Here is a 25,965-nt window from a genome sequence, read left to right on the forward strand (position 1 = left end):
CGGAGGCGCGCGGCCAGTGATCCGACCCGGGACCCGGTGCGCGGTCGCGGTGCGGCCATGGTCAGGAGCGGCTGACCGTCAGCAGACCCGCGTCCAGGGAGATGGTCCGCGTCCGCAGTGTGACCCGTACCTTCCCGTCAGGCGTGTCCTTCGGCACGGCGAACTTCACGTTGGTGTTGTGGCAGCAGGGAGGGAAGTTGTCGTCGGGGAGCAGGGGTACCTTCTGGCCGTCCAGGTGGATCGTCACCTCGCTGGGCCAGGTCCCGTGCACCCATACCGATTCCTCGGGCGCCGCCTTCTCGGGGCTCATCCCCATGATCTTCGCCGGACAGGCCTGAGCGCTCCCCGACGCCGGGCGAATGCGGACCTTCCCCTTCGGGTGGGCGATGCGGAATTCGGCCAGTTGCATCAGGGTGCGACGGCCCGCGACGTACTTGCAGTCCCCGGACGGCTGATTCCTGATGGCGTCGTACGCGTCGATCACGGTCCGCCATTCACGTTCCTGCCCGCCGACCGCGAAGCACGCACCGATCAGCCCGTCGATGAGTTTCCACCCGGCCGGATTCTGCCGCCATCTCCCCGGCCCCGCCGTTTCGTACCACCCCTTGGCCCTCTGACAGTTCCTGTCGTGGACCAAGTCGTAGATGTGGTCGGTGTTCATGGCGTCGAAGGAAGGGGAGCCGGGTCCGGGCAGGGTCCACGAGAACTCCTTCTCCGGCTCCGGCCGAGGACGCGGATCCGACGACCTGTCACCCGAGCCCCCGCCCTCCCCGGGCTTCCAGGTGGACCCCCCGCTGCCACCCCCGTCCCAGGTGGAGCCGCTGGAGCTGCTCGAACGACCGGGCTTCCCTGAGCCGCCGGAGGAGGAGGGCCCGGGCTTCCCGTGCCCCGACCAGTCACCGCTCGGCGAACTCCCGGAGCCGTCGGAAGGACCACCGGACGGGCCGCCGGAAGAGCTGCCGCCGCCCTCCCCGTCCGGCCCCCCGGACGAATTCCCCGACCCGTTCGACGAGCCATTCGGTGATCCGTTCGGGGAACGGCTCTGCGAATCCCCTGATCCGCATCCGGATATCACGAGAGCCCCGGTCACGCCGAGCGCGACGAGTGTGGACAATGGAGTCCACCGATAAGAACTGGCCTGCCCTGACCGTCCGTTGGGAATTGCCCGCACTTGGTGCCCCCCGCCCCCGTGGCACATCACGCCCGCTGATGTGAGAAATGCTATCGGCGGGACGAGATCGATAGGAGAAGACAGGAAGAAAGGGGAGTGGACGCGCGCGGACGGGCGCGCGAAACCCGTTGCCCCACCTGACCCGCCCGCGCCACCATGCCCGCATGCGCTTCTCGATCAACATTCCGAACTTCGGTGACTTCGCGGACGCCAGGACCGTCGCCCGGGTCGCGGTCGCCGCCGAACAGGCGGGCTGGGACGGGCTGTTCGTGTGGGATCACGTGGTGCACGACAAGGAGGTGCAGCGGGGGAAGCCGTTCGGGGACCCCTGGATGCTGCTCACGGCGGCCGCGCTCGCCACGGAGCAGATTCGGCTGGGGACGCTGGTCACGCCGGTGGCGCGGCGACGGCCGCAGCAACTCGCGCGGCAGGTCGCCACGTTGGACGTCCTCAGTGGTGGCCGGGTGACGTTCGCGGCGGGGCTCGGTGGTCCCGTCCAGGACGAGTACGCCAGCTTCGGCGAGCCCACCGATCCCAAGGTGCTCGCCGAGCTGCTCGACGAGGGGCTCGGCCTGCTCGACCGGTACTGGTCGGGGGAGCGGTTCTCGCACGACGGCAAGCACTTCCGCGTCGACGACGTGCAGCTGCTGCCCGCCGCCGCGCAGCGGCCCCGTCCGCCCGTGTGGATCGCGGGCTTCTGGCCGAACCGGCCGCCGATGCGCCGCGCGGCCCGCTGGGACGGTGCCGTCCCGCTGTTCACGTCGGCCCGGCACGGGGAGATCCCGCCGCTCGACGAGGTCCGGGAGCTGGTGGCGTACGTGCGGGGGCACCGGGAGGACCCGGCGGTACCGTACGAGATCGTCCTCGGCGGCGCCACGCCCGGCGACCCCGCCCGCGCCCGCGACCTGCTCGGCCCCCTCCGCGACGCGGGCGCCACCTGGTGGGACGAGCGCCAGCTCCAGACCGGGCCCGGCCTCGACCGCCTCGACGCGGTGCTGCGCCGGATCGAGCAGGGGCCGCCGGAGCTGTAGGCCCGGCGTTCTACGAGAGGCCGGGGGAAGGGTCACCGAGCCGGGCGGGACGACGTCGTACGGCTACGCCACCCCGCCCCTGCCCTCCGGCGGCTGCAGCAACCCCATGAAGATCAGCAGCAGTTCGTCGACGATCGTGTCCAGGCTCGCGTCGACGTACCCCGCCGTCCAGTCGTACAGCAGGCCGTTGACCGCGGCGACGAACCCCTGCGCCGCGATCCGGTAGTCCCGCGCCCCTATCTCGCCGCGTGCCGCGGCCTCGTCGAGCGCGCCGACCAGGAGGTCCACCCAGCCCTTCCGGGCCTCAAGGCGCTGCTTCTCCAGCTCGGGGCTGACGCCCGTGACCTCGACGAAGGCGATCCGCACGAGATGGGGATTGGCCGTGAGCACCCGTGCGTAGGCACGGAACGCGGTGTCGGCGCGCTCGCGGACGCTGCCTTCCGTCGCGGTGGCGAGGGCCTCCACGATGGCGGCCTGTGCCGCCTTCTGCACATGGCCGTGGAGCACGGCGAGCACCTCTTCGAGGTTGCGGAACTCCTCGTAGAACTGCCGCGTCGACAGGTCGGCCCGTGCGCACAGCGTCGCCACCGACGCGGAGCGGTACGCGCCGGGTCCGGCGCCGAAGAGCTCGACGCCCGCCTCCAGGAGCCGCTGTCGCCGCTCGGCCCGGCGCTGCTCGGCGGACTTGCCCCCGTACGCGCGCGCGGCCCGCCGCGCGTCCCGTGCCTCGTCGGACAACACCGATTCCGCTCCCCTCACCTGCTCGGCCTCAACTACCCGCCCCTACCCGGGGATTGTCGCTCACACCGGTCCCGCGCGCCGGGTTCCCGCGGGCCCCGCGCTCACACCGCCAGCGCCTCCGTGACGACCGCGTCCAGGTCGCCCTCGTACCCCGCGCGGAACGCGGCTCCGTATGCCTCGTCGCCGATGAGGCCGCGCGCCGCCGTCTCGCAGGCCCGGCGCGCGGCGGCGAACTCCTCGGTGCCGACGCGGACGCTGCCCACGGTCTGCCAGAGCCGGTCGGCGCTGCCCAGCAGGCGGGCGGCCTGCACGGCGTCCCCGGTGGAGACGGACGCGGAGGCGAGGAGGTCGAGGGCGAGCGCCAAGCCGAAGCCGTCACGGAAGCGGAACTTGCCCCGCACCGCGGCGCGGGCGTGCGTGACGGCCTCGGTGGGCCGGCCCCGGGAGAGCTCGGCGAGGGCGCGCGTGTAGTCGCCGTACGCCCGCAGCCACAGCTCGCCGCCACGGACGCACTCGGCGCACAGCTCCGCCGAGACGGCCGCGGCCTCGTCGAACTGCCCGAGGCAGACGTGCGAGAAGGCGCGGGCGGCGCGGATCAGGCCCCAGGCCGAGTCGTAGCCGCCGGGCGCGGGCCGGGCGTGCGGAACGGCGTCGAATGTCTCGATCGCCTCCGTGTGCCGCCTGCTGGTGCTGTAGGCGGCCCCGGTCAGATAGGCGGCGGCCTGTGGCGCGGTCGGGTCGTCCTCGTCGGCCGTCGCGTCCCGCAGGGCGCGGGCCGTGCGCAGGGTCGCCTCGGCGTCCCCCTGGCCCAGGGTGATCAGGCCGCTGGCCCACAGCGCCTTGCCCCGGACGCGGTCGGGCGTGGGGCGCAGGGCCAGGGACCGGTCCAGGTAGTGGCGGCCCTCCGTGGCGAAGCCGCAGGCGAACCAGACGAACCACAGGGTCCCGCTCAGCTCCTGGGCGCGGTGCCCGTCGCCTTCGGCGAGGCAGGAGTCGAGGGCGGCCCGGAAGTTGGCGTGCTCGGCGTTCACACGGTGGTACCAGGCCACCTGGTCGGGGCCCGACCAGGCCTCTTCGGCGGTGTGGGCGAGCGCCGTGTAGTGGTCGACGTGACGACGCCGCACCGCCTGCTCCTCGCCGAGTCCGCGGAGCCAGAACAGGCCGAACTCCCGGATGGTGTCCAGCATTCGGTAGCGCGAGACGGGCCCGGCGGGCACCCACTCCACGATCGAACTCTGCACCAGCGACGCGAGCAGGTCCGACATGTCCCGGGCGGGCAGCCGGTCGTCCGCGCAGACCCGGCGGGCCGCCTCCCTGTCGAAGGTCCCGGCGAACACGGACAGGCGGGCCCAGGCCAGGCGCTGGGCCGGGGTGCACAGCTGGTGGCTCCAGCCGACGGCGGTGCGCAGCGCCTGGTGCCAGGGCGGGTCCGCCTCGTACACGGGCTGCCGGGTCTCGCCGAGGACCTCGAAGCGGTCGTCGAGCCGCCGGTTGAGCTCGGCCGGGGGCATCTCCCGCAGCCGGGCGGCGGCCAGTTCGATGGCGAGCGGCAGGCCGTCGAGCCTGCGGCACAGCGCCGACACCTCGCTGTCGTCGCAGGTGCCGCCGGGGGCCGCTTCACCGGCGCGCAGGGCCAGCAGCGCCCTCGCATCCGTCTCGGGCAGCGGGGCGAGCGGTACGACATCCTCGACGGACAGGCCGAGCGGGCGGCGGCTGGTGGCGAGCACGCGCAGCCCGGGGGCCGTCATCAGCAGGGCCGCGACCGCGTCGGCGCACTCCCCGACCACGTGCTCGCAGGTGTCGAGGACGAGCAGCAGCTCACGCCCCGCCAGGTACTCGGCGACCGCCTCGAGCATCGGCCGTCCGCCCTGGTCGACCAGGGGCAGCGCCTCGGCGATCGCGTACGTCAGGAGCGCGCCGTCCGCCAGCGGGGACAGCTCCGCCCACCAGACGCCGTCCCGGAAGCGCGGGTGCAGGGCGGCGGCGGCCTGCCGGGCGAGGCGGGTCTTGCCGACCCCGCCGACGCCGCTCAGCGTGACGAGGCGGTGCCGCTCCAACCGGCGGAGCAGCTCCGCCAGTTCGTCCTTCCTGCCGACGAGCCCCGCGTCCCGGCCCGGTGGGGGGCTGCCCGTTTCCGGTTCCCGCAACTCCGCCACGTTCGCCCCCCTGTGAGTCGTGCCCGAGGCAGTCCGTCCCATGCTGCCGCCACCGCACGGCCGCCGCGCAGGCTGTGGCGAATCGGCCACGGACCGTCATCGAAGCTGGCACAGTACCCCGCACACAGGGGCCGTGCGCGGAGAACCGGACTTCGCCGAACGACCAGGGGGACGCAGTGGAGACACGGCGCACATGGCTGGCCGCGGCGGCGGGCGCGGAGGCCGTCGCGGCCTCGGTCGAGCTCGCCCTGCACGTTCCCTCGTACGGGCTGCCGCTGATCGGGCCGCTCCTTGCCGTCCACCGCCTGTCGGCGCGCGTCACCGCCGTGCTGGGGGCCGTGGCCGTCACCGTGACGCTCCTCGGCGCGTCGCCCATCCGGGCGGGCGCGCTGGGCGTCGCGCTGAACGTCGCCGCGGTCTCGCTGTGGGCGGTGTTCACGGCGCACACCCGCGTACGCGCCGAGCGCGCGCTGGACGACGTGACCCGGGTCGCCGTCACCGCTCAGGAGGCCCTGGCCCGCCCCCTGCCCGACCGCGTCGGCCACGTCGACCTCGCCGCGCACACCCGCTCCTGCGACCCGCACGCCCTGCTCGGCGGCGACGTGCACGACGCCGTGCTCACCGCCGCGGGGCCGCGCCTGCTGCTCGCCGACGTCAAGGGGCACGGGGCGCAGGCGATCCGGGTGGCCGCCGCCGTCCTCGCCGCCTTCCGGCGCACCGCCGCCACCGAGCCCGACCCGGTCCGGCTCGCCCACACCCTCGACGACCGGCTGCGCCCCGAGCTCGGACCGGAGGACTTCGTCACGCTGCTGCTCGCCGACTTCCACCCCGGCGAGGTCCGCATCGTCAACTGCGGCCATCCGGCCCCGCTGCGCACCGGCCGACGGCTGCACCTGCTCGCCCCGCCGCGGCCCTCGCCCCCGCTGGGCCTTGGCCCCGCCCCGCGGGTGCAGTGCGTCCATCTGTCGGCGGGCCAGCGCCTGTTGCTCTACACCGACGGCCTCACCGACGCCCGCGACGCCGCCCGCGTCCCCTTCCGGCTCGACGCCCCCCAGGTGCACGCGGCTCTGGCCGAACCCGCCCTGCCCGACGCGCTGGCGTGCCTGACGGACCTGGTCGGCCGGCACACCGGCGGCGCCCCGCTCGCGGACGACCTCACCCTGGTCCTCGTCCAGCCGACCCGCACCTCCACGACGACCGCGCCGGAGCGGGACCAGGAACAGGACCCGGGCTCGTGGCCGCGCCGGGCCCGGCCGTCGGCGTAACCGGGCGTCGGAGACCGGAACGTGGAGTCGGGTCGGCTGTCGTGCCTGGTCGGGTTGTTCGGTCCCGCGTGTGCGGGGTTACCACTGGGTGATGAGCGGCGCGTCCGGTTCGTGCTGCCGCCAGGCGTCGGTGAGACGGACGAGGCGGTTGGGGGCGGCGATGCCGTGCATGGCTGCGATCTTGCCGCTGACGATGTCGAACATCGTGGAGCCCACGACCTGGTCGCCGACCACGAAGAGGATGGCGGGGGCGCCGTTGACGAGCGCGTAGTGGATGGCTGGCATGCCACCGGTCAGTCGCCGCTTCGCATCGGTGGGTTTGAAGCCGGCCCGTACGACGGCGGCGATGCGCTGCGGAGTGTCGTACCGCAGCAGCGTCGTGGCCAGGCCGCCGGCGCCGTCGGAGATCGCGGTCGCGTCGTCGGTGAGCAGTGCGACAAGGCGTTCGGTGCGGCCCGAGGTGGCGGCGGCGAGGAATTCCTCGATGATTCTGCGGGCGGACGCGGGGCCGACTTCGGCGCCGCCGCTGCGGGCGGCGGTGACGCGGCGCCGGGCCCGGTGGAGGTGCTGTTGGCTTGCGGACTCGGTGATGTCCAGGATCTCGGTGATCTCGGCGTGGCTGTAGGAGAACGCTTCGCGCAGGACGTAGACGGCCCGTTCGGCGGGGGACAGGCGCTCCATGAGCGTCAGCAGGGCCAGGGAGACCGATTCGCGCTGCTCGAAGGTGTCGGCCGGGCCGAGCATCGGGTCGCCGTCGAGGAGCGGTTCGGGCAGCCAGGCGCCGGCGGTGCGTTCGCGGCGGGTCTGTGCCGAGCGGAGCCGGTCGAGGCACAGGTTGGTGACGACCTTGGTCAGCCATGCTTCCGGCACCTTGATCCGCTGCCGGTCGGCGGCCTGCCAGTGCAGGAACGCATCCTGCACGGCGTCTTCGGCGTCGGTGGCGGAGCCCAGGAGCCGGTACGCCAGCGAGGCCAGCCGGTTGCGGCTGGCCTGGAACCGGCTGGTGTCGAAGTGATCATCGGTGGTGCGGTCCATGTGGATCACCCTAAGGACGCCGATTTCCGTGGTGGTGGGCGGAGGATGGCCGTACTGCCCAGTGAGCTTCGGGACGCGGCTACGCGACCGCGTCCTCGGCGTGGACCCCGTCCGAGGCGGCAGCGGCCAGGCGGTGCTTGCGCTTGGGCAGGCCGAAGGTCGGGTGCGAGGTGGCCCACAGCGACATCTTCACGATGCCCGCCTTGATCCGCGCTGCCTTGCGGCCGCCCATGCACTTCGGCTTCGCCTGCCCTTCGCGGTCGACCATCTGCAGGATTCCGTCCCGCCGCCCGAGGCTGATGTGGTTGCCCGGGTACTCCAGCTTGGTGTTCGCGATCTCGCTGCCGGTCAGGCGTCCCACGATCGCGTCCGTGGCCTGCCGGCCGGTGTAGCCGGCCGAAGCGCAGGACATCGGCAGTGGCCGTCCGTTGTCGCCGATGGCATAGGCGCTGTCACCGGCGGCGTAGACGTTCGGGTGCGAGACCGACCGCATGGTGCGATCGACGACGATCCGGCCGTTCTCGGTGACCTCAAGGCCGCTTGCGGCGGCGATGGGGCTGACCGCGAACCCGGCCGTCCACACGGTCGCGTCGGATGCCAGGACGGTGCCGTCGGCGCACAGCACTCGCGTCGCTTCGACGGCTTCGACGCTGGTGTGCTCCAGGACGGTGATGCCCAGCCGGTCGCAGGTCTGGCGCAGGTGGCTGCGGGCTCCGGCGGAGAGCGGGGCGCCCAGCTCTCCGCGGGCGATGAGCGTCACCGACAGGCCGGGCCGGGATTCGGCGATCTCGGTGGCGGTCTCGATGCCGGTCAGCCCGTCGCCGACGACCAGCACACTCCGGCTTTCGTCCCGCTTGCTCAGGCTGTCCAGGCGCTCGCGCAGGCGCAGCGCGGAGGGCCGGGCGGCGACATCGAAGGCGTGCTCGGCCACGCCGGGGACGCCGTGGTCGGCGCCGTGGCTGCCGAGTGCGTAGAGAAGCGTGTCGTATCCGAGCTCGCCGCCGCCGTCGGCGTCGGCCACGGCGACGACCTGGAGCTCGGGGTCGACTGCGGTGACGCGGGCCCGGCGCAGCCGTACTGCCGTGCCCGCGAAGACCTCGGCGAGCTGTGGAGCCTCGATCTCCTGGCCGGCGGCGAGCTGGTGCAGCCGCAGCCGCTGGACGAAGTCCGGCTCTGCGTTGACCACGGTGATCTCGGTGTCCGCCGGGGACAGCCGACGGGCCAGGGTCCCGGCCACGTACGCTCCGGCGTAGCCGGCACCGAGGACGACGATGCGGTGCTTCATGTCTCGCTCCTGTCGGTTCGCTTGCTTCCGGTGACTTGAGCGGAGCAGCGGCCCGATTCCTGACACGAGCTGAATGTGATGTGGACCACAGGCCGATAAGGCTGTTGCGAGGCTGGCTCGGGGGCGGGCGCACGATTGAGGAAGCCCGGCGGCCCTCAACGTGTCCGCGTCTGTGATCGGTCGGCGGCGCCGGCGGATGTGCGGGGCCGGGGCACGACGGCAACCGGCCCCAGATCGATCCGGACATCCGTGTCCAGGCGGAAGGTGTCGTACGGGTTGACGTTGGGCCGGAACAGCGCGGTCAGGCCGCGTCAGCCCTCGTCGCTCGACTTCTTCGCCCACGTCGGCTCACCGAGGACCTGCTGGACCAGCAGGGCGTTGACGCCGCGGTGCAGCCCCGCCGCACCGCCTGCCCCGACCGGGCCCCGGCGCCCGAGGTCGGCCCCGTCGGCCTCAACTCCCGTGGCGTTCACGCAAATTCGCGTGCGCGCACATCTTGCGCCGCTGTTTCCGTGGCCCTACTTTCAAGTAACCAAATCTGAAGTGCTGTCGTTTCAGATTTTTGGACCCGGGTCTGTCATGCCTATGACAAGACGGCGTCCGGACGTCCCACCCGCGCCATCCCACCCGTGCATTCCGAAGGGACCGGAACCATGAACAGAGCCTCCGCACCGGCCCGTTGGGCCGCGACCCTCGCCCTGGCCGCCTCCGCGCTCACCGCCGCGGCCGTCCCGGCGCAGGCCGACGAACAGCCGCGCAAGCAGTACCCCGTAGGCGGGGTCGCCGACGGGGTGAGCAACTTCTTATTCAGCCCGAACGCCGTGACCGGCGTGAACGACTGGAAGTGCAAGCCGAGCGCCGCCCACCCCAACCCGGTCGTCCTCGTGCACGGCACCGGTGTGAACCTCGGTGCGAACTGGGTCAAGATGGGGCCGACGCTCGCCAACGAGGGCCACTGCGTCTACGCCTTCAACTACGGCATGGGCAGCCCGTTCAGCTTCGGCGGGCGCGTCGGCGGGCTCACCGGTATCGCCAGGTCCGCCGAGACGATGCGCGCGTTCGTGGACAAGGTGCTCGCGGCCACCGGCGCCAAGAAGGTCGACGTCCTCGGGCACTCCCAGGGCGGCATGATGCCGAACTACTACATCAAGCGGCTCGGCGGCGCGCAGAAGGTCGACCGGCTCGTCGCGCTCGCCCCCACCAACCACGGCACCACCCTCAGCGGCCTGGTGAACCTGGGCAAGGCACTGGGCGTGCTCGGCATCGTCAACGGCGCCTTCGACCACCTGGACCTCCAGGGCCTGAAGGACCAGCAGGAGGGTTCCGACTTCCAGAAGGCGCTGTTCGCGGACGGCGACACCGCCCCCGGCGTGCGCTACACGGTCATCGCCACGAAGTACGACCTGATCGCCAGCCCGTACAGCAACGGCTTCCTGAAGGGCGACAACGTCCGCAACATCGTCGTGCAGGACCAGTGCCCGAAGAACCCGGTCGGCCACGTCGGCCTCTTCACGGACGGCCCGACGACCCAGAACGTCGTCAACGCCCTCGGCGCGGACAAGCCGGACTTCCGGCCGAAGTGCGAGGGGTACGGGCTGCCGCTCTGACGGCGCCGACGCCCCGGTGACCGGGGGCGGGGTTGACCGGGGCCCGCCCCCCCGGCCAACCCCGCCCCCCGGCTAACCCCACCCCCGGCTCAGTTCGAGCACCGCCCCCATGAACACCGCCGCCCCCACCACGCACCACGCGAACGTCCGCCGCTGGAGCACCCGGTACGCCTCCTCGTACTCCGTGCGCAGCTCGCGCGAGCGGGCCGCCGTGCGGTCCCAGGCGCGGCGGACGAGCAGCATGTGCTCCTCGGTGTAGTGCCGCTCCACCTCCTCGCGCTGGCCGTCCGTGAGCCAGGGGAGGCGGGCGGCGAACCGCTCGGCCGCCGCCCGGCTCTCCGCCCGGGCGGCCTCGACGAGCAGCAGCCCCTCCAGGTCCCGCACCAGCGCCCGCGCGTCGGCCCCGCGCTCGTCCATCGCCGTCACCGCGCGGCCACCTCCGCCGGTGCGGGCGCCGCCGCGAGCCCGCCCTCGGCCGCCGTGATCTCGGGGTGGTGCAGGTCGAACGCGGGCGACTCGCTGCGGATGCGGGGCAGGGACGTGAAGTTGTGGCGGGGCGGCGGGCAGGAGGTGGCCCACTCCAGGGAACGGCCGTAGCCCCAGGGGTCGTCGGAGGTGACCTGCTCGCCGTACTTCGCGGTCTTCCAGATGTTGTAGAAGAACGGGAGCAGGGACATGCCGAGCAGGAACGAGAAGATCGTGGAGAGCGTGTTCAGGCCGGTGAAGCCCTCCGCCGCCAGATAGTCCGGGATCCGGCGCTGCATGCCCGCCGTGCCGAGCCAGTGCTGGACGAGGAACGTGCCGTGGAAGCCGACGAAGAGCGTCCAGAACGTGATCTTGCCCAGGCGTTCGTCCAGCATCCTGCCGGTGAACTTGGGCCACCAGAAGTGGAATCCGGCGAACATCGCGAAGACGACGGTTCCGAAGATGACGTAATGGAAGTGCGCGACGACGAAGTACGAGTCCGACACGTGGAAGTCCATCGCCGGTGACGCCAGGATCACGCCCGTCAGACCGCCGAAGACGAACGTGATGAGGAAGCCGACCGCCCACAGCATCGGCGTCTCGAACGACAGGGACCCCTTCCACATCGTTCCGATCCAGTTGAAGAACTTCACGCCCGTCGGGACGGCGATCAGGAACGTCATGAAGGAGAAGAACGGCAGGAGTACGCCGCCTGTGACGTACATGTGGTGTGCCCACACCGTCACCGACAGGCCCGCGATGGCGATCGTCGCGCCCACCAGGCCCATGTAGCCGAACATCGGCTTGCGCGAGAAGACCGGGATGACCTCGGAGATGATGCCGAAGAAGGGCAGGGCGATGATGTAGACCTCGGGGTGGCCGAAGAACCAGAACAGGTGCTGCCACAGCAGCGCCCCGCCGTTCGCCGCGTCGAAGATGTGCGCCCCGAACTTCCGGTCCGCCTCAAGGGCGAACAGCGCGGCGGCGAGCACCGGGAAGGCGAGCAGCGCGAGCACGGCCGTGAGCAGCACGTTCCACGTGAAGATCGGCATCCGGAACATCGTCATGCCGGGGGCGCGCATGCAGATGATGGTGGTGATGAAGTTGACCGAGCCGAGGATCGTGCCGAAGCCGGAGAACGCGAGCCCCATGATCCACATGTCGCTGCCGATGCCCGGGGAGTTCACGGCGCCCGACAGCGGGACGTACGCGGTCCAGCCGAAGTCCGCCGCCCCCTGTGGGGTCAGGAAGCCGCCGACGGCGATCAGCGAGCCGAACAGGTACAGCCAGTAGGCGAACATGTTCAGGCGCGGGAACGCGACGTCGGGCGCGCCGATCTGGAGCGGCATGATCCAGTTCGCGAAGCCCGCGAACAGCGGCGTCGCGAACATCAGCAGCATGATCGTGCCGTGCATCGTGAACGCCTGGTTGAACTGCTCGTTCGACATGATCTGCGTACCCGGGCGGGCCAGCTCGGCGCGCATGAACAGCGCCATCACCCCGCCGATGCAGAAGAACGCGAACGACGTCACCAGATACAGCGTGCCGATCGTCTTGTGGTCCGTGGTCGTCAGCCACTTCACGGTTGACTTCATGCCCCGTACGTGTCCGGAAGGCGGCGCGGCATCACCGCGCACCCCTGCCGCGAGAATCACAGCGGCCGGGTGTGAGGATCGGACCCATGCCGGACACCTACGGTCCATGAGCACGGACGATTCCTTCGCGGCCGCCTACCGCGAGCACTACTGGGCGGTGAGCCGGTTCGTCGCGCGCAGGCTCGACGCGGGGGAGGCCCACGAGGTCGAGGAGGTGGTGGCGGACGTCTTCTCCATAGCCTGGCGGCGCCGCGCGGAACTCCCCGATGCGCCGCTGCCCTGGCTGTACGCCGTCGCCCGCAACTGCCTGGCCAACACGGTGCGCGGCCTCGGCCGCCGACGGCGCCTGCTGCACCGCATCGGCCTCAACGAGAGCGCCCACGGCAACCAGGTCGTGGACAGCCCGGACACCGAACGCCCCGGCTCCTGGGTGCACGAGGCCCTGGCCCGGCTCTCCGCCGCCGACCAGGAGGCGCTGCGCCTGACCACCTGGGAGGAGCTGGGCGTCGACGAGCTTGCGGTGGCCCTGGAGTGCAGCCCCGGCGCGGCGGCGATGCGGCTGCACCGGGCCCGCCGCAGACTCCGCGCGGAGATCGACCGGATGCAGATGAACGTACGAGCGGGACGAGCGGGAGCTGAGAGCCGTGACTGACCACCTGGACGACCGGCGCGACGCGCACGACTCCGACTTCGCGCACGACTCCGACTTCGCCCACGACTCGGACCTCGCCCACGACTCCGACCTCACGCACGACTCGGACCTCGCCCACGACTTCGCCCACGACCTCGACCTCCTGCGCGCCGCCAACCCCGTCTCCGCCACCGCGGGCCCCTGGCGGGACCGCCCCCTGGACCACGTCGCCGAGCGCGGCCTCAACCAGCTCCTGCACCGCACCCGCGCCCGCCGCGCACGCCGCCGCGTCGTGCTGTGGGCGGAGGCCGCCGCCGTGGCCTTCGCCGCCGTGCTCGCGCTCACCGTGCCCGACCTGGCCGCCGCGCCCGCCACCGCCGCCGTGCCCGGCGCCCTGCACCCGCGCGACGGCGCCGCCCTGACGCTCGACCGCCTCGCCGACCGCGCGGCGGACGCCGCCCGCGACGGCGGTCCGCGGCTGCGCGAGGGCGCCCACGTCCAGACCTGGAGCCTCGCCATGGACGAGGGCCCCGAAGCCGAGCGCCCGGTCACGCTGCCCGAGGAGCGGCAGGTCCGCTGGCTCCCGGACGGCAGCCGCACCGAACGCGTCACGGCCGACGGCAAGCTGCTCAGCGAGCGGATCTTCCCGCCGGGCCGGTCCGACGCCCCGCCCCGGTCCCGCCCGCCGGGCACCGCCGCCGCCCTGCGCGCCTACCTCACCGAGGTCCACGACCCGGGCTTCCCGCGCCGCAGCACGCCCGCCACCACCCAGGAGCTCCTCGACGCGCTGCCCTCGCTCCTCGACACCTGGACGCTCGGCGCCCGCGAGAGCGCCGCCCTGGCCCGGCTCCTCGCCGACAGCGGCGGCCTGCGGCCCGCGGGCACGGTCACCGACCGGCTCGGCCGCTCCGGCCAGGCGTACGTCCACGACTCCCGCGACGAGCCCCTGCGGTACATGCTGGTCCTCGACCCCGACTCCGGCGAGCCGCTGGGCCTCGAGGTGCTGTTCACCAAGGACCGGCCGCGGTTCGCGGTCGAGGCCGGGGACGTCATGTCGTACAGCGCCTGGCGGCGCTAGCGGGTCCCGGCGCCGTCAGCGGGTCTCGTGCGCCCGCAGCGTGTCCGTGACCGCCTGCCCGATGCGCCGGATGCCCGGTGAACGCACCGGGCACGGGCGGGACTTGGCGGTCGTCGGGGCCAGGCAGAAGTGCAGCGGGTCGTCGGAGCGGTGCAGGGCGGTGCGGCCGCTGTCCGGCTCGGTGCAGTACGCGCGGTGGGCGCGCTCGTACGCCGTGCAGGGCAGCTTCTCCACCCAGGTGTGCCGGGCGGCGGCCGGGCTGACTGACCTGCCCGCGTCGGACACCAAGTCCCCGTTCTCGGCGGCCTGTTGGCGGTAGAGCGCGTTCACGCGGCGCACCCGGTCCGGGGTCATCGGGTCCGGGCCCTGCGACACCCACACCACCCGGGGCCGCTTGCCGCCCGCCTCGCGCGCGGCGTCGGTGATCTGCCCGGTCAGACGGCGCGCGTCGGCCGCGTACCGGGCGAAGTACCGGTCCCGCGCCTTGTCGTACGTGATGCCCTCCATGCAGGGCGTGTAGCCCCAGGCGTTCCCCCAGAACTGCAGCACCACATAGTCGGGCCGCAGCTCGCGCACGAGCGTCGCCGCCTTGTCCCTGTCCGGTACGAGGGAGTCCTTGCCGGTGCCCTCCAGGTAGTCGCAGAGGGTGGTGCCGGAGTAGGGGGCGCTGGTGTAGCGGGCGCCGAGCTGGTCGCGCAGGAGGGTGCCGAGGACGCTCTGGTTCTCCATGGCGAGGGAGTCGCCGAGGTAGAGGACCTTGGGGCGGGTGGTGGGGCGCGGGGCGGCGGGGCCGTCCTTCGCGCCGCCGCCGGGCTTGGCGCGCCTGCCGCCGCCGCGTTCGTCCCGCGCGTCGCGGTTCGCCTCCGCGCGGCCCCGGGTGGTCTGCGACGCGCCGTCCGTGGGGTCGTCCAGGGCGGGGGCGGGCGGCGCCCCCCGGTCGGCATCGCCGCCGGAGCCCGGGTCCCCGCACCCGCCGGCCAGGAGCGCGCCGAGCAGCACTCCGATCCACCACGCCTTACGCATCCGCAACTCCCGTCCCACCCCACGGAATCGGCCCCCAGGCAAGCACAGCCGGGGCGGCGGCGGAAGTCATGCGTGCGCCGACCGTGGCGGACGGGGTGCTGTCGGCCGCGTACCGGCACCACCGCGGCCATTACCTCGGGCGTAATCGACCCCCGCGCGCCCGCCCGGCAGTCTTTGGGTCACCGGAGCCCGGGCGGCGCACTCCGCCCGGTCTCCGGGGCACAGGACCGTGACCCACGACACCGCCGGAGGCGAACACCCATGGCCGCACAGGACGTTCACGAGACCGCCGTCGCCCGCTACTTCGAGGCCTGGAACAGCGCCGACCCCGCGAGCCTGGGCAAGGCCGTGGCCGCCGCGTGGACCGAGGACGGCACCTACACCGACCCGCTGGCCGACGTCGCGGGGCACGAGGGCGTCGCCGCGGTGATCGCCGGGGCCAGGGAGCAGTTCCCCGGCTTCTCGTTCCGCCACACCGGTGAGGTCGACGGCCACCACGGCATCGCCCGCTTCAGCTGGGAGCTGGTGTCCGACGCGGACGGCTCGGCTCCGGTGGCCGGGTTCGACGTGATCGTCCTGGCGGAGGACGGCCGGATCCGGTCGGTGCACGGGTTCCTGGACCGGGTGCCGGCCGCCTGAGAGGCGTACGCACGCGCGTGGGGCCCCGGACCATGACGGTCCGGGGCCCCACGCGTGTCTGTCTCGGGTCAGGCCTCGCGCGGCGCGACCTCGCCCATCCGGCCCCAGCCGTCCATGCCCGGGATGTCGGTGCTGACGATCTGGGGGATCTCGGCGATGGCGTACGACATGGTGTCCATCGCGGCCTTGAAGTGCGCGGACTCCACGTGCGCCGCGCCCGCCTCGCCGTCGCGGAACGCCTCGACGAGGACGAACTGGTGCGGGTCGTCGACGCTGCGCGACCACTCGAAGAACAGGTTGCCCGGCTCCTCGCGGGTGGCCCGCGTGAAGTCGTCGACCAGGTCGAGCCAGTCGGCGCTCCGCTCGGGGCGGACGGTGAACTTTACGGTGATGAAGATCATGGGGGGTCGTTCCCTGGATTGCTGTGCAGTGCACCCATGAACGTACCCCGTCCCCGGTCCTTCGACTACCTGGCCACGAACTGGGTGAGGATCGCCTGCACCTCGTAGATGTCGACACCCTTGGTGAAGGTCTTCTCGATCGGCACGGGGTTGCTGGAGATCCATATCTTCAGCTCCGCGTCGAGGTCGAAGTGGCCCGCGGTCTCGACCGAGAAGTGCGTGATGCTGCGGTAGGGAACCGAGTGGTACTCGACCTTCTTGCCGGTCATGCCCTGCTTGTCGACGAAGATCATGCGGCGGTCGGTGAGCAGGATGGTGTCGCGGATCAGCCGGTAGGCGGCGTACACCTGCTCGCCGTGGCCCATCAGTCGGGCGTACTCCTGCTGCGCCGACGCCGGGTCGACGGTGTGGGCGTTTCCGAACAGCGCCATGTCAGGCCCCCCTCGTGTGACGATGCGTCCAGCCACCGTACGTGAACACCCGTGCGGGGCCCTAAGGAACTACCCGCGCTGACGCGCCCTGCGGGCCGGGCGCGGGCTCTCCGCCGGGGTCGCCAGATGCCCGTCGACCAGCCGGTTCAGGGCGCGCAGCAGGGCCGTACGGTCCGTCGCCGAGAGGGCGCCGAGGGCCTCCTCGTGCACCCGGTCGACGATCCGCTGGCTGTGGGCGGCGACCTTCGCGCCCGCGGCGGTGACCGCGATGATCCGGGCCCGCCGGTCCTGGCTCGACGGCCGCCGCTCGGCGAGCCCGGCCTCCTCCAGGGCGTCCACGGTCACGACCATCGTCGTCTTGTCCATGTCCCCGATCTCGGCGAGCTGCGCCTGGGTGCGCTCCTGCTCCAGGGCGTGCACCAGGACGCAGTGCATGCGTGCCGTGAGCCCGATCTCGCCGAGCGCCGCCGCCATCTGCGTACGCAGGACGTGGCTCGTGTGGTCGAGCAGGAAGGAGAGGTCCGGTTCCGTGCGGGCGGGTGCCATGGCGGTCATGTCGTCAGCGTAGCCGAGGAGACGGATATGGGCCCGAGATAGATAGTCTGCAACAAAACTATCTGCTACGGTCCTGAACATCGGACGGCCCCGGCGCACGCCGGGCCGCGCCTTCGTCAACGGGAGAGCCCATGTCCGCCACCGCTTCCGCACCCGCCCCTGCGTCCGCCCCTGCACCCGCCCCCGTGGCCGTCACGGAGCCCCCGCCCACCGCCCGCCAGAAACGCCTGGCCCTGGGCGTCATCGCCACCGGAATGCTGATGATCATCCTCGACGGATCGATCGTGACGGTCGCCATGCCCGCGATCCAGCAAGACCTGAACTTCACGTCGGCGGGCCTGAGTTGGGTGGTGAACGCGTACCTGATCGCGTTCGGCAGCCTGCTCCTGCTCGCGGGTCGCCTGGGCGACCTGATCGGCCGCAAGCGGATGTTCCTTGCGGGCACCGGCGTCTTCACCCTGGCCTCGGTCCTTGCGGGCCTCGCGGCCGACCCGGCCACCCTGATCGCGGCCCGCTTCCTCCAGGGCATCGGCGGCGCGATGAGCTCGGCGGTGAGCCTGGGCATCCTCGTGACCCTGTTCACGGAGCCGAAGGAACGGGCGAAGGCCATCGCGGTGTTCAGCTTCACCGGCGCGGCGGGCGCCTCCCTCGGGCAGGTCCTGGGCGGAGTCCTGACGGACGCCCTGAGCTGGCACTGGATCTTCTTCATCAACCTGCCGATCGGCCTGGCCGCGCTGCTCCTCGCGCTGCCCGCGCTGCCCGCCGACCGGGGCCTCGGCATCAGGGCAGGGGCGGACGTGACCGGGGCGCTCCTGGTCACCGGGGGCCTGATGGCCGGGATCTACGGCGTCGTCAAGGTGGAGGCGCACGGCTGGCTCTCCGCCCACACCCTCGGCCTCGGCGCCCTGGCCCTCGCCCTGCTCGGCGCGTTCACCCACCGCCAGACCCGCGCCCGCACCCCCCTCCTGCCCCTCCGCATGTTCCGCTCCCGCAACGTGACGGGCGCCAACGCGGTCCAACTCCTCATGGTGGCGGCCCTGTTCGCCTTCCAGGTCCTGGTGGCCCTCTACCTCCAGAACGTACGCGGCTACGGAGCCTCGGCCACCGGCCTCGCCATGCTCCCCGCGGCCGTGGCCATCGGCGTGGTCTCCCTCGGTGTCTCGGCCCGCCTGAACGCCCGCTTCGGCGAGCGCAACGTCCTGCTGGCGGGGCTGCTCCTGCTCGTGGCGATGCTCGCCCTCCTGGCCCGGGTCCCGGTGCACTCCTCGTACGCCCTCGACCTCCTCCCCGTCATGCTCCTCGCCGCGGGCTTCGGCCTGGCCCTGCCCGCCCTCACCGCCCTCGGCATGTCCGGCGCCCGCGAGGACGACGCGGGCCTGGCCTCGGGCCTGTTCAACACCACGCAGCAGATCGGCGGCGCCCTGGGCGTGGCGGTCCTCTCCACCCTGGCCGCCTCCCGCACGGAGCGGACCCTGGCCGGGGGCGGCACCCCCGCGGAAGCCCTGACCTCCGGCTACCACCTGGCCTTCACGGTCGGAGCTGCCCTCCTGGTGGCGGCCCTTGCGGTGGCGCTGACGGTGCTGCGCCCGACCCGGCCGGGCCCCTCGGACCTCGGGTCGGCCTGACGTCAGGCGGCCGGGGCGGCGCTGTCCGGGTGGGAGCGGTCCCGGCGGAACTCGTTCGGGCGCCGGTGCTCCTGGATCAGGGCCAGGACGAGGACGAGCGTCACCGCCACCAGGTGTTCGCGGCCCGCCAGGTTCGGTTTCAGGATCGAGCCCACCACCGTCGGCACGACGGTCAGGAGGCACAGGACGGGCGCCCGCAGCCGCACCGCCAGATAGGTGAAGAGGCCCACCACGGCCGCCGACGCGCCGGTGTCCACGTCGTGGGCGTACGCGGCCGGTACTCCCGCGAAGTGGTCGGGCCCGATGGCCACCATCACCCGCGCGCTGAGGGTGCCGGCCAGCGTGGCCGCGTACGCGATGAGCAGGGTGCGTTTCCAGCCGATGAGGAGCTGGGCGAGGCCGAGGGAGAGGAGCAGGCGGGGGAGGCCGCCCCAGACCGGCTGGTCCCGGGTCGGGACCAGGACGGAGACCGGGGTGCGCAGGAGGGACTGCCAGAGCGGCTGGTCGGCGCGGACCTCGCTGAACCGGCGCACGACGCGGTCGCTCGACGGGATCTGCTGGAGTTCGTGCAGGCAGATCATGGCGAGGGCCGCCGTCACGGCCAGGGAGACCCCGGCCGCGCGGCGGCCCCGCAGCTCCCGCCACGCGGCCAGGCAGAGGCACTGCCACTCGGCCCGCAGGGCGGCGCGGAGACGTCGGACGGCCAGCACAGCTCGCGGCATCGGCTGACCGTCCTCTTTCCCCCACCGCGTCGCACCGCCCGGCACTTCGCACACATATGTCCGTCGGGGTCAGGTTAGATCATGCTTGCTATTTCGCGACGAATCCCATCATCATGATCGACTTTCGGTCCGAGACCGGGCGGGAGAGCAGATCGGTGCTGAGGTACAGCTTCCCGTGGGTGTAGTGCAGCTCCGACATGAGCGGCGGCAGGGCGGTCGGGCGGGTGGTGGCGTCGAGCAGCAGGGTCTGCTTCATCGTGCGGCCGTGCACGGAGTAGACCCGGGCGAACGGGGCGCTCTTGTAGACGAGGAGGTTCCCGCCGTCCATGCGGATGGGGAAGACCGGGGCCTCGTCGCCGCCCTTCAGGCGCTGCCCGGTGGTCTTCCCTGTGGCCAGGGAGAACACCACGATGTCGTTCGTCGTCGTGTACTCCTTCTCGCCGTCGCGCCGCGCCGTCGCCACGTACAGCTTGCCGTTCCCGGCCACGATGCCCTTGCAGTCCTCGTTGGTCGACGACGTGCCGCAGGTGTGCATGTACTGGCCGTCCGGCAGCTCGAACTTCTTCCGCAGCTTGCCGCGGTCGTCGAGGGAGAAGATGTCCGAGGCACCGGACGTGGTGATCTCGCCGGAGTCCGTGCCGACCACCACCGGCCAGGTGGAGATGACGTTCGGGGACTTGACGCCCTCGGGCATCTTGTAGCTCCACTTGGGCTTGCCCGTGACCGGGTCGAGCAGCTCGACCGTGAACTTCGGCGTGCTCAGCTCACCGCAGGAGCGCACCGCCACGAGCCGGTCGCCGCCGCCGTAGCCGACGTCCCGGCACTTCTCGCCCAGCTTCGGCTTCCACAGGAGCTTGCCGGAGCGCAGGTCGAAGGCCGCGCCGCCGTAGATGCCGGAGAGCGCCACGGTGTCGCCGCTGATCGTGGCCTGGTTGAACTGCGTCTTCTCCTTCTGGTAGCCGATGCTGACCGACTTGGTCCAGAGCTTCTCCCCCGTGTTGACGTCGAACGCCATGACCTCGGTGCAGGGCGCGTAGCCGTTCTCGTCGTCCCCGGGCTTCGGCGCGGGCTGGGTGACGACGACGGCTATGGAGTCGTGGCCGAGGTTGGTGGAGCCCGCGCAGGACATCCCGGGCTTGTCCAGCTTCCACAGGTCCTTGCCGGTGGCCGCGTCCAGGCCGGTGATCCGCTTGACCGACGCCTTCGCGTACACCGTGTCGGTGAGCCAGGACCCCTTCACCCGGTACGTGCTCGCCCCCTTCGGCAGCTTGGGCTGCTCGGCCGCGCCCTTGAAGGAGGCCTTCGGGTCGGCGGGGACCCGCTCCTTCGGCTTCTCGTACGCGGGTCCGGCGCCGTCGGCCCGCGGCTTGCCCGCCGACTTGTCCTTGGAGCCGTCGTCGTCGCCCTGCTGACTGGCGTACCAGACACCGCCGCCGACGATCAGCGCGATGGCGAGCACGGCGGAACCGATGATCGCCGCCCGGCCCCGGGAGCGCCCGCCCCCACCCGGTGACGGGTTCGTCGCGGTCACCGGCTGGGGCGGTCCGAATTCGCCGGGCTGGGAGTATCCGCCGGGCTGCCCGTAGCCGCCGGGCGGCGGCTCGACCGGCGGTCCGAAGCCGCCCGGCTGGGGCCCCTGCGAGGGCGGCTGGGGCGGCGGGGGTCCGAATCCGCCCGGCTGGGGCGGCGGCGACTGCGGTGAGGGTGGGTTGGTCATCGTGACTCCAGGAACGGCGGGGGGACGGCGGTGCGGGCAGGGGCCGGAACGGCTGTGGGGACTGCTGGGGGAACGGCTGCGTCACGGTCCGAACGAGAGCATCCGCCCGTTCTTCTCCTCGCCCGCGGAACCGTGGCTCCTGCCGTCGAGGCGCGTCGGCGTGACGAACAGTCGCCCGTCGGAGTACAGCGTGTGCCCGGCGAACATGAAGACCTCGATCTTCTGCGCGGCGCCGGTGTGCTTCAGGAGCACCTTCGGCTTGCCGCCGCCGGGCGGGAGCAGCAGGGTGCGCCCGGTCATGTCCCGGTACGGCCGCGCGTACACGATCACCCCGGGCCCGTCCCGGTCGCTGACGGTGACGGGCAGGAGCTGCCGTCCCCCGGCGGCGGCGGACCACTTGGCCTTGCCCGTGCCGAGGTCGAACGCGGTGATCCTGTTGGGCCCGAGGGTGTCCTTGGGCTTGCCCGCGAGGTACAGCGTGTCGTGGGCGACGACGCCCCCGACGCAGTTCTGCACGCCCTCGCCGGAGTCCCCGGCCCCGGTGCACTGCTCGAACTCGTCCTGGTCGAGGCCGATCCAGGACCGCTGCTCGCCCCGCTTGTCGACGGCGGCGACGGCCCACTTCTCCGGCTCGGCGCGGCTGCGCAGGACGACGACGACGGGGGCGACGGAGTACACCTTGTCGATGGTCCACCCCTTCTTGCTGCGGTAGTTCCACTCGGCCTTGCCGGTACGGGGGTCGATCTTGCGCAGCCTGCCGTGGGCGAGGTTCGAGCCCGCCGCGCACGAGCGCACCTGGAGCAGCCCGGCGCCGCCCGCGACACCGCGCAGGAAGCAGGCGCCCTCGCGCTGGTGCTTGGTCGTGAACATCCGCTTGCCGTCCCGCAACCGGTAGGCGTGCGCGGTCGAGTCCTGGTCGACCATGACGGTGGAGCCGCTGATCGCCACGTGCGTGGCGATGGTGCTGTCCAGCGTGCTGTGCTCGGTGAGCTGCTTGTGCCAGCCCTTCTTCCCGGTCTTCAGGTCGATCAGCTGCAGCTGATTGCACTTGGCCCCGATGTCGGACTCGTTCGTCGTGTAGACGACGACGACCTTGCCGTCGGGCGAGGGGTTCACCGGGGTGTCGCAGATCTCGCCGGGCAGCCGGACCCGCCACGCCCTCTTGCCGCCGTCGCTCTTGAACGCGGTGACCTCGTCGTACTCGGCCTGGGCGACGAGGCCGTCCACGCGCCACAGGTCGAGCAACTGGCCGCCCTTGCCCGGCAGTTTCACGTCGTTGACGGCCAGCCAGGCCTTGGCGTCACCGGGCTTGCGTCCGGCGTTGACGTCGATCTGCCCGGCCGACCCGGTGCCCTTGCCGCCGTCGTCGTCGCTGCCGTCGCGCGCGGGCGGCGACTCGCTGTCGTCCCGCGTGGGCTTCCGCGAATCCTGCGCCACGGGCTTACGGGAACCGTCCTTGTCCCCGTCGCCGTCTCCCCGCGTGAGCACGAAGACGCCCGTGCCCACGAGCGCCAGGGCGAGGGCGCCGACGCCGACGACGAGGGCGCGCTTGCGGGAACTCGTGGGCGGCTGTCCGGACGGGGGCCCGAACGGAGGCTGAGCGGGCGGCTGCGGCAACGGCTGGGCGTAGGGGTTGCCGGGGACCGGCTGGTGCGCCGGCGGACGCCCCGGCTCGGGCTCATGACTGACCATGGCAGAGAGTGTGTCCCAACCAACGGAGTTTTTAGAGACTTTTTCTAGAAAAAGTTTTCGGTGCTGGATCTGAACTACGCTGTTCCGCATGGCGCCTAAGCAGCAGCGTGGCGAGGCCACGGTCGACCTGCTCCTGGACACGGCCCTGCGGGTGTACGCGGCATCGGGACAGCAGGGATTCACGGTCAACGCGGTCACGGCGGCGAGCGGCGTCAGCTTCGGCAGCCTCTACCACCACTTCGGCAGCTTCGACGGTCTGGCCGCCGCGCTCTACATCCGCTGCCAGGACCAGCTCTGCGACCCCGTGGTGGCCGCCGTCACCCGCTGCCGCACGGCCCGCACCGGCATCCAGGCCTTCGTCAGGGCGTATCTGGACTTCACCCGCGACCACCGCGACGTGGCCACCTTCCTGCACGCCTCCACGTACTCCCGCTATCTCGCGGCCCACGCCAAGGAGGTGATGGCGGCCAAGGAGGCCAAGTTCGCCGCCATCTCCTCCTGGATGTACGCCCGCGTCGCCGCGCGCGAAGTGGCCGTGCTCCCCGACCAGATGATCGAGGTCCTGCTCCTCGGCCCGGTCGCGGAGACGGCCCACCGCTGGCTGTCCGGCACCTACGAGGTGGATCTGGACGAGGCGGTCCGGGTGCTTCCCGACCGGATCTGGCGGTCGCTGCGGGCGGATCAGGCGCTGCGGGCGGACTAGGGCCTGTCCGGCGTCGGGTCGGCGTGGCGTCCCGGCTGTCCCGGCTCCGTCGGCTGTCCGGGCGCCGTCGGCTGTCCGGGCGTCGGGATGGCGGTCGTGTCGAAGCCGTCCGCGATGATCCGTCCCGCCAGCTCCGACAGGCGCAGACGATGGGCGCGCGCGTACGAGCGGAAGGCCGCGAAGGCGTCGTCGACGGAAGTGTCCCAGCGCTCGGCGAGCACCCCCTTGACCTGCTCCACCAGGATGCGGCTGCTCAGCGCGGCCTCCAACTGGCTGTTCTCGATGTGCGACTGCTCCAGCGTGCGCTGCTGGAGGATCGCGATGGTCGCCACGTCGGCGAGCGCCTGCGCGAGCGCGATGTCGTCCTCGGTGAGCGGCCCCGGGGCGGCCTGGAACAGGTTGAGGGCGCCGACGACGCGGTTGCGCAGGCGCAGCGGCAGCGCGTGCGTGACGGAGTAGCCCGTCTCGCGGGCCCGTACGGCGAAGTGGGGCCAGCGGGCCGTCTCCTCCGGGGACGTCAGGTCGATGTTCGTGCGGGCGGCCCCGCTGTGGTAGCACTCCACGCAGGGGCCCTGGTCGTGCTGGAGCGCGAACAGCTCGAGGAGCCGGGCGTGTTCGTCCGAGGCGGCGATGATCTGGAGCTCGTCGTGCGCGTCCACGAGCAGGATCCCGGCCGCCGACACGTCGAGCAGTTCGACGCAGCGGGTGGACAGGCGCTGCAGCAGGTCGAGTACGTCGAAGTCCTCGACCAGGGAGTCCGCGACTTCCACGAAGATCTCCGCAAGACGTCGTTCGCGGGCCATACCGATCATTCCTCTCCACCGCCGGGCGAACACGGCCCGTCCTCGTCGTCGTCGAACTCGTCGTCGTAACCGTCGTAACCGTCGTCGAAACGGAGCCTGCGGGCGACCACGTCGGCCGAGACCTCCCCGAGCGGCCGCCCGCTGCTGTAGGCGTGCGCCCGCAGCCGCAGCAGCGCCTCCTCCATGGACACCGCGAGCTGGACGCTGATCATGCCGGTGGCCTGGTGCACGGCCGGGCGGTTCAGTCCGGCGAGCCGCGTGGGCCCGGGTCCGGGACCGCCGCCGTTGCACTCGCTGCGCCGGTCCCCGTTCAGGAGCGCGCCGGTCAGCGCGGCGGCCAGGGCGCGGGCGTCCATCGCCTGCTGGGCGCCGAGCCGCCGGTCCGGGGCGCTCAGCACGGTGAGTACGCCCACCCGGATGGCGCCGACGCTCAGCGGGAAGCAGCACACGCCGTGCACGCCGAGCTCCTGCGCGCCCCGCAGCAGTTCGGGCCACCGGTCGGGGCGCACCCGGCCGAGGTCGGGTTCGAGGACGGGGGAGCCGGCGCGGACGGCGTCAGGACCCGGGCCCTCGCCGAGTGTGAACTGCAACTCCTCGAACCGCGCGCTCACTTCGGGGTAGTGCCACACCGGCTCCGCCATCCGCTCCGCGCCCACGAGCGCCGACAGTGCCACGCCGTCGGCGCGCAGCGCCCGCGCGCAGGCCCGCGCGAGGTCGACGCCGTCGTACCGGAGCAGCGACCGCAGGACGGCGGCCATGCCGTCGCTGATCACCGGAATCCGCTCCTCGATGGCCGGGCCGTGCCGGGTTGGACCGTGCCGGGGCAGGCCGCCCCCGGCCGGTCCGTCGACCGGCCGCCGCCGTGCCTCACGCGGGCCGGTCCGCTGCCGGGGGACGCCGCTCGCCCTCGTCGGCCGGTACGCCCCGCCAGGCGTCCCGTGCGCTCGCGTACCGGGGAAACCGGTCGACGAGGCCGCTGGCCCGGAGCACGAGCGCCGTCCCGGGGCCGGTGCGGACGAGGCGGAGCCAGCCGAGCCGCCGTCGGCAGTCCTCCCAGGTCGCGCAGAGGGGCGCGAGGACGCTGCCGTCCATGAACGACACCTGGCTCAGGTCGACGATGAGCCAGGGGTGGCCGGGCCTCAGGCCGCGCGCCCGGTCCAGGTCGCGGGCCAGGTCCGGGACGGTGATCAGGTCCAACTCGCCTTTGGCGTGGATGACTTGGCAGTCCTCGAACAGGTCGGGATACGGGCCCATGGGTCCCATCGCCTCTGCCTTCCGGGTGCTTTCGCCTTGCGCAGGGCCTCTGTTGCGCGGGGTGGGACTGCACGGAGAGGGCCGGGGTCACGGGCGGCCGTACGACCAGCGTACTGCCGGGGGCGGCGCGGGTCCCGGCCGCTTCGGGTGTGCGCGTTGGGCGTCGGTGCGGGTGCCGCGCGTGACGCGTTCTGGTGGTTCGGGGGCGGTCGCTGACCGGGGGAGCGGGGGTGCCGCGGATGCCGCGGGTTCCGGAGGGGGCCGCAGGGGGCGGCAGGGGGGTCGCAGGGTTCCTTAGAGGTCCGCGGCGCGTGGCTCCGGTGAAGTCCGCTGCCGCAAA

The 25,965-nt window shown here is 72.4% G+C and carries 26 protein-coding genes; 8 read left to right on the forward strand and 18 right to left on the reverse strand.

Annotated features, from left to right (window positions below):
• Positions 1-61 precede the first annotated feature (61 nt).
• Positions 62-661 (reverse strand): hypothetical protein, encoded by a 600-nt coding sequence (locus ACZ6AA_RS13995; RefSeq protein ID WP_468454178.1) that lies wholly within the window; start codon positions 659-661, stop codon positions 62-64.
• Between the two features lie 674 nt (positions 662-1,335).
• Between ACZ6AA_RS13995 and ACZ6AA_RS14000 the strand changes: the two genes are divergently transcribed.
• The gene (locus ACZ6AA_RS14000) at positions 1,336-2,202 is read left to right on the forward strand and encodes an LLM class flavin-dependent oxidoreductase (RefSeq protein ID WP_471458111.1); all 867 of its coding nucleotides are present in this window, start codon (positions 1,336-1,338) and stop codon (positions 2,200-2,202) included.
• A gap of 63 nt (positions 2,203-2,265) precedes the next feature.
• Here ACZ6AA_RS14000 and ACZ6AA_RS14005 read toward each other — a convergent pair whose 3' ends face one another.
• Positions 2,266-2,943 carry a TetR/AcrR family transcriptional regulator gene (locus ACZ6AA_RS14005; RefSeq protein ID WP_468454182.1) on the reverse strand — a complete coding sequence of 226 codons (678 nt, stop codon included), beginning with the start codon at positions 2,941-2,943 and terminating at the stop codon, positions 2,266-2,268.
• 101 nt (positions 2,944-3,044) lie between these two features.
• The gene (locus ACZ6AA_RS14010; protein WP_471458113.1) at positions 3,045-5,090 is read right to left on the reverse strand and encodes an ATP-binding protein; all 2,046 of its coding nucleotides are present in this window, start codon (positions 5,088-5,090) and stop codon (positions 3,045-3,047) included.
• A gap of 185 nt (positions 5,091-5,275) precedes the next feature.
• On the opposite strand from ACZ6AA_RS14010, the gene ACZ6AA_RS14015 reads away from it, so the two are divergent.
• Positions 5,276-6,364, forward strand: coding sequence for a PP2C family protein-serine/threonine phosphatase (locus ACZ6AA_RS14015; RefSeq protein WP_468481602.1), 1,089 nt, complete (start codon positions 5,276-5,278; stop codon positions 6,362-6,364).
• Positions 6,365-6,442: 78 nt separating this feature from the next.
• On the opposite strand, the gene ACZ6AA_RS14020 is transcribed toward ACZ6AA_RS14015, so the two are convergent.
• The 3 genes from ACZ6AA_RS14020 to ACZ6AA_RS14030 all read right to left on the reverse strand — a co-directional run bounded on the left by ACZ6AA_RS14020 (position 6,443) and on the right by ACZ6AA_RS14030 (position 9,157).
• A complete protein-coding gene (locus ACZ6AA_RS14020) occupies positions 6,443-7,399 on the reverse strand; it encodes a sigma-70 family RNA polymerase sigma factor (protein ID WP_471458115.1) in 957 nt (318 codons plus the stop codon).
• A gap of 79 nt (positions 7,400-7,478) precedes the next feature.
• Positions 7,479-8,684 (reverse strand): NAD(P)/FAD-dependent oxidoreductase, encoded by a 1,206-nt coding sequence (locus ACZ6AA_RS14025; RefSeq protein WP_471458117.1) that lies wholly within the window; start codon positions 8,682-8,684, stop codon positions 7,479-7,481.
• 311 nt (positions 8,685-8,995) lie between these two features.
• Complete coding sequence (locus ACZ6AA_RS14030; RefSeq protein ID WP_468454193.1) at positions 8,996-9,157, reverse strand: hypothetical protein; 162 nt, start codon at positions 9,155-9,157, stop codon at positions 8,996-8,998.
• 180 nt (positions 9,158-9,337) lie between these two features.
• Between ACZ6AA_RS14030 and ACZ6AA_RS14035 the strand changes: the two genes are divergently transcribed.
• Positions 9,338-10,291 carry an esterase/lipase family protein gene (locus ACZ6AA_RS14035; protein ID WP_468454195.1) on the forward strand — a complete coding sequence of 318 codons (954 nt, stop codon included), beginning with the start codon at positions 9,338-9,340 and terminating at the stop codon, positions 10,289-10,291.
• 72 nt (positions 10,292-10,363) lie between these two features.
• Here the strand turns inward: ACZ6AA_RS14035 and ACZ6AA_RS14040 are convergent, their stop codons facing one another.
• Both ACZ6AA_RS14040 and ctaD read right to left on the reverse strand, forming a co-directional pair.
• Positions 10,364-10,708, reverse strand: coding sequence for a hypothetical protein (locus ACZ6AA_RS14040; protein WP_468454323.1), 345 nt, complete (start codon positions 10,706-10,708; stop codon positions 10,364-10,366).
• Between the two features lie 5 nt (positions 10,709-10,713).
• Positions 10,714-12,351 carry an aa3-type cytochrome oxidase subunit I gene (gene ctaD, locus ACZ6AA_RS14045; protein ID WP_468481606.1) on the reverse strand — a complete coding sequence of 546 codons (1,638 nt, stop codon included), beginning with the start codon at positions 12,349-12,351 and terminating at the stop codon, positions 10,714-10,716.
• A 106-nt stretch (positions 12,352-12,457) separates the two neighbouring features.
• On the opposite strand from ctaD, the gene ACZ6AA_RS14050 reads away from it, so the two are divergent.
• Positions 12,458-13,003 (forward strand): RNA polymerase sigma factor, encoded by a 546-nt coding sequence (locus ACZ6AA_RS14050; protein ID WP_468454199.1) that lies wholly within the window; start codon positions 12,458-12,460, stop codon positions 13,001-13,003.
• Positions 12,996-14,060, forward strand: a complete 1,065-nt coding sequence (locus tag ACZ6AA_RS14055) for a CU044_5270 family protein (RefSeq protein ID WP_471458120.1) — start codon at positions 12,996-12,998, stop codon at positions 14,058-14,060. The genes ACZ6AA_RS14050 and ACZ6AA_RS14055 overlap by 8 nt, the downstream gene beginning before the upstream one ends.
• Before the next feature lie 15 nt (positions 14,061-14,075).
• On the opposite strand, the gene ACZ6AA_RS14060 is transcribed toward ACZ6AA_RS14055, so the two are convergent.
• Positions 14,076-15,083 carry an SGNH/GDSL hydrolase family protein gene (locus tag ACZ6AA_RS14060; RefSeq protein ID WP_471458122.1) on the reverse strand — a complete coding sequence of 336 codons (1,008 nt, stop codon included), beginning with the start codon at positions 15,081-15,083 and terminating at the stop codon, positions 14,076-14,078.
• 261 nt (positions 15,084-15,344) lie between these two features.
• Here ACZ6AA_RS14060 and ACZ6AA_RS14065 point away from each other — a divergent pair, with 261 nt between their 5' ends.
• A complete protein-coding gene (locus tag ACZ6AA_RS14065; protein ID WP_468454205.1) occupies positions 15,345-15,722 on the forward strand; it encodes a nuclear transport factor 2 family protein in 378 nt (125 codons plus the stop codon).
• Positions 15,723-15,790: 68 nt separating this feature from the next.
• Here ACZ6AA_RS14065 and ACZ6AA_RS14070 read toward each other — a convergent pair whose 3' ends face one another.
• The 3 genes from ACZ6AA_RS14070 to ACZ6AA_RS14080 all read right to left on the reverse strand — a co-directional run bounded on the left by ACZ6AA_RS14070 (position 15,791) and on the right by ACZ6AA_RS14080 (position 17,109).
• Positions 15,791-16,123 carry a putative quinol monooxygenase gene (locus tag ACZ6AA_RS14070; RefSeq protein WP_468454206.1) on the reverse strand — a complete coding sequence of 111 codons (333 nt, stop codon included), beginning with the start codon at positions 16,121-16,123 and terminating at the stop codon, positions 15,791-15,793.
• A 65-nt stretch (positions 16,124-16,188) separates the two neighbouring features.
• The gene (locus ACZ6AA_RS14075; protein ID WP_189731390.1) at positions 16,189-16,554 is read right to left on the reverse strand and encodes a PH domain-containing protein; all 366 of its coding nucleotides are present in this window, start codon (positions 16,552-16,554) and stop codon (positions 16,189-16,191) included.
• Between the two features lie 69 nt (positions 16,555-16,623).
• Positions 16,624-17,109 carry a MarR family winged helix-turn-helix transcriptional regulator gene (locus ACZ6AA_RS14080; protein WP_468454209.1) on the reverse strand — a complete coding sequence of 162 codons (486 nt, stop codon included), beginning with the start codon at positions 17,107-17,109 and terminating at the stop codon, positions 16,624-16,626.
• A gap of 131 nt (positions 17,110-17,240) precedes the next feature.
• Here ACZ6AA_RS14080 and ACZ6AA_RS14085 point away from each other — a divergent pair, with 131 nt between their 5' ends.
• Positions 17,241-18,734: an MFS transporter gene (locus ACZ6AA_RS14085; RefSeq protein ID WP_468454211.1), complete on the forward strand. Its 1,494-nt coding sequence runs from the start codon at positions 17,241-17,243 to the stop codon at positions 18,732-18,734.
• A 2-nt stretch (positions 18,735-18,736) separates the two neighbouring features.
• Here the strand turns inward: ACZ6AA_RS14085 and ACZ6AA_RS14090 are convergent, their stop codons facing one another.
• From ACZ6AA_RS14090 to ACZ6AA_RS14100, 3 genes are all read right to left on the reverse strand, one after another.
• Entirely contained in the window at positions 18,737-19,456 is a 720-nt protein-coding gene (locus ACZ6AA_RS14090) for a hypothetical protein (RefSeq protein ID WP_471458125.1), read from the reverse strand.
• 88 nt (positions 19,457-19,544) lie between these two features.
• Positions 19,545-21,173, reverse strand: coding sequence for an outer membrane protein assembly factor BamB family protein (locus ACZ6AA_RS14095; protein WP_471458127.1), 1,629 nt, complete (start codon positions 21,171-21,173; stop codon positions 19,545-19,547).
• Positions 21,174-21,254: 81 nt separating this feature from the next.
• Positions 21,255-22,865, reverse strand: coding sequence for an outer membrane protein assembly factor BamB family protein (locus ACZ6AA_RS14100; RefSeq protein ID WP_471458129.1), 1,611 nt, complete (start codon positions 22,863-22,865; stop codon positions 21,255-21,257).
• 88 nt (positions 22,866-22,953) lie between these two features.
• On the opposite strand from ACZ6AA_RS14100, the gene ACZ6AA_RS14105 reads away from it, so the two are divergent.
• Positions 22,954-23,568 carry a TetR/AcrR family transcriptional regulator gene (locus tag ACZ6AA_RS14105; protein ID WP_468454219.1) on the forward strand — a complete coding sequence of 205 codons (615 nt, stop codon included), beginning with the start codon at positions 22,954-22,956 and terminating at the stop codon, positions 23,566-23,568.
• On the opposite strand, the gene ACZ6AA_RS14110 is transcribed toward ACZ6AA_RS14105, so the two are convergent.
• From ACZ6AA_RS14110 to ACZ6AA_RS14120, 3 genes are all read right to left on the reverse strand, one after another.
• Entirely contained in the window at positions 23,565-24,380 is an 816-nt protein-coding gene (locus ACZ6AA_RS14110; RefSeq protein ID WP_471458130.1) for a GAF domain-containing protein, read from the reverse strand. The two genes, ACZ6AA_RS14105 and ACZ6AA_RS14110, sit on opposite strands and share 4 nt — an antisense overlap.
• A complete protein-coding gene (locus ACZ6AA_RS14115; protein WP_468454223.1) occupies positions 24,377-25,144 on the reverse strand; it encodes an ANTAR domain-containing protein in 768 nt (255 codons plus the stop codon). The genes ACZ6AA_RS14110 and ACZ6AA_RS14115 overlap by 4 nt, the downstream gene beginning before the upstream one ends.
• 94 nt (positions 25,145-25,238) lie before the next feature.
• A complete protein-coding gene (locus tag ACZ6AA_RS14120; protein ID WP_468454225.1) occupies positions 25,239-25,625 on the reverse strand; it encodes an STAS domain-containing protein in 387 nt (128 codons plus the stop codon).
• Positions 25,626-25,965 lie beyond the last annotated feature (340 nt).

Source organism: Streptomyces sp. NPDC040610 (genome assembly GCF_055594065.1).